General features: G+C 47.8%; 3 protein-coding genes. 1 reads left to right on the top strand and 2 read right to left on the bottom strand.

What is annotated here, in order from left to right; translation table 11 throughout:
• Nucleotides 1-943: cation:dicarboxylate symporter family transporter (locus tag MHN01_RS24470; RefSeq protein ID WP_239413980.1), on the top strand; the 943-nt coding region annotated here is incomplete at its 5' end.
• Nucleotides 944-1031: 88 nt separating this feature from the next.
• On the opposite strand, the gene MHN01_RS24465 is transcribed toward MHN01_RS24470, so the two are convergent.
• Complete coding sequence (locus MHN01_RS24465; RefSeq protein WP_239413979.1) at nucleotides 1032-1970, bottom strand: DUF3179 domain-containing protein; 939 nt, start codon at nucleotides 1968-1970, stop codon at nucleotides 1032-1034.
• A gap of 80 nt (nucleotides 1971-2050) precedes the next feature.
• Nucleotides 2051-2502 (bottom strand): helix-turn-helix domain-containing protein (locus MHN01_RS24460; protein ID WP_239413978.1); only part of this gene is annotated, 452 nt, incomplete at its 5' end.

The following is a 2502-nucleotide window of genomic DNA, read 5'->3' as shown; positions in this document are numbered from 1 at the left end:
TCTTTTTGCCTTCACTGTCGCTGGGCACTTATTTCCGGCTTTGTTAAGTGGCGCTGGTGATATGCCTGAGGTGAAAACCGTTCTGGCACCATTTATTGAACTTAAAATACCACCTTTAATGAATATCATGACGGCACTGACGATTGCCTTTATGTTCGGGCTGGGGATATCAAGTACAGGTGCCGATCAGCTGAAAAGAATGAGTGATCAGGGCCGCGATATCATTGAGCTGTTTCTGAATAAAGTGATCATTCCGGCATTGCCATTTTATATTGCAGGTGTTTTTGCGGATATGACGGTCAAAGGGACGGTATTTGCCACACTGCACACGTTTAGCCTGGTATTGCTGGCTGTTATCGTGATGCACTGGTTCTGGCTAGCTGTTCAGTTTATTACTGCTGGTGCAGTTATGCAGCAGTCGCCATTGACGTTGTTGCGTACCATGATGCCTGCCTACCTAACTGCGATTGGTACTATGTCTTCAGCGGCGACCATTCCGGTAACTCTGCAGCAGACAAAGCGAAATGGTGTGTCTAACACTATTGCCAATTTTGTTGTGCCATTGTGTGCCAATATCCACATGTCTGGTTCGGTGATCAGTATTGCCAGTGTCGCAGTGGCGGTCATTATCATGACAGGCGCTGGTGCAGTACCAAGCTTGTTTGAAGCCTTGCCATTTATTGCCATGCTGGGTGTTACCATGGTGGCTGCACCGGGCGCGCCGGGCGGGGCAGTCATGGCCTCTGTTGGTTTGTTGGGCTCAATGCTTGGGTTCACCGAAGAGATGATTGCCCTGCAAATTGTACTGCATCTGGCACAGGATAGCTTTGGTACCGCCTGTAACGTCACCGGCGATGGTGTTATTGCTCTGATGATAGATAAGCTTTCTGATAAGCAGGAAGAAGAGCTGGAAGAGTTGGTTCCTGTCGAAGACACTATTTAATTTATTTAACGATAAGCTATCCATAGCTGAAGGCAGGGACGCCTTCGATTCCTCCCCCTCATTGATGTCCTTTCAAGCCCAGTATTGTCTACTTGCTGGCTTTAAATACTACCGTATCCGGATAGAAGGCATACCATGCAAACCAGTACAGCAGGGTTGAGCTGAGCTGCTGGCCGTCTGAATTACTGACCCAAGCCGACTGATTTTGGCTATCCCAATGAATAGTTAACGGCTTTCCTTCGAATTGATAACTGAACTTCTCTTGATCATGCTTCCGTAATTCAGAAAACGGGAAGGCTATATTTTGCTTGCTGCCTTTATATCCCAATACGGTTTCTTTTACCGCATAAGTTGATGGTGCCTGATTGGCAACAGGAAAATATAGGCGCGGTGTGCGGCTATAACCGGCATAGGGATCCTGAGAGTAACTGCGGTAAAAGCCGGTTTTGGTCGAGAGGACTTTGGTGTCGGGATGATCCTCTAACCATTGTTTCCAGCGGGTCAGTGTCAGCGGGTATTGTGTCAGGGAGGTGCCGGAGGCAACGCCGCTTATCGCCTTGCCGCGAATTTGTGACCATAGTGATTCTGTTTGATGATCATACATGAGGACATCTGAGTTATAGAGCAGCCCAGACACACCGAATGTGAGTACTTGCTTTCCGGGTTTGGCAAGAAAAGCCATCCCCGAGCCGCACAGCGGGCAGTAGCTAATAACAAAATGGCGACCGTCAATGCTGTCGTTGACAACTTCATGCCAGTTAAGAATTTTGATCGGATAGGCCCTGCTTTTGCCGTTCATCGTCAGGCCAAGTACAGTGTCGTGTTGTTTGAGGAAACGAGCGTTGTTGGCATTAATAAAATGCGGAGTGAGAATCGCGGGTATGCCATCTCTTCCAGGACCGCCAGAGAGGATCTGTTCTGCAGGAACCGTAAGGCGATCAAGAGTAAAGCCGTTAAGCGATGCGGCTTGCATACTTAACGGCAGAGTGAAGATAAGTCCGTAGAAAAGTGTTAACAACAACTTCATTGTTCCCCCTATCGCGCTCATATCATATAGACCGAGTCTTGATAGGGATCTTTCAATTTACTTTCAGATAATCTCCTTGATCATCGTTCCGTGCGAGGATAAAACCGTTGTCTGTATTGCTCCGGGGTGCACTGGGCATGCCGTTTAAATAGCGTAATAAACGGGGATGCCTGGTGATAGCCCAAGGTGAATGCGATTTCTTTGACAGAGAGCCCTTTGCGCAACAGGTGGAGCGAGTAGATAAATTTCCGCCGCTGACGCCATTCGGTGAAGCTCATTCCTAATTTGTCCTGGCAGTGTCTTGCCAGCGTTCGCTCGGTCGTATGTAGCTGGGCAGCCCAGTCTTTGATTGATTTTGTTGTGGTTGGATCTTGATCAAGCTCCTGCAAAATTGGCTTGAGAAGCTTGTCATCACTATTGGGCAGAAACTGATCGTGCTCTTTGGCTTTTACTACCTGATCCAGCAATACTTTCACCAAGCGTAAATCTTGTTCTGATTCTGGTACGGTAATACGCCGTTGTTTTAAGTCTC

It is taken from the genome of Photobacterium sp. OFAV2-7 (genome assembly GCF_022347985.1).
GTDB lineage: Bacteria > Pseudomonadota > Gammaproteobacteria > Enterobacterales > Vibrionaceae > Photobacterium.
The sequence above is the reverse complement of the archived record's forward strand: the minus strand, read 5'-3'. Positions and strand labels throughout refer to the sequence as shown.

What these genes read in the sequence shown, in the direction of transcription:
- MHN01_RS24465 (WP_239413979.1), bottom strand. Translation starts at nt 1,970, where the DNA reads ATGAAGTTGTTGTTAACACTTTTCTACGGACTTATCTTCACTCTGCCG.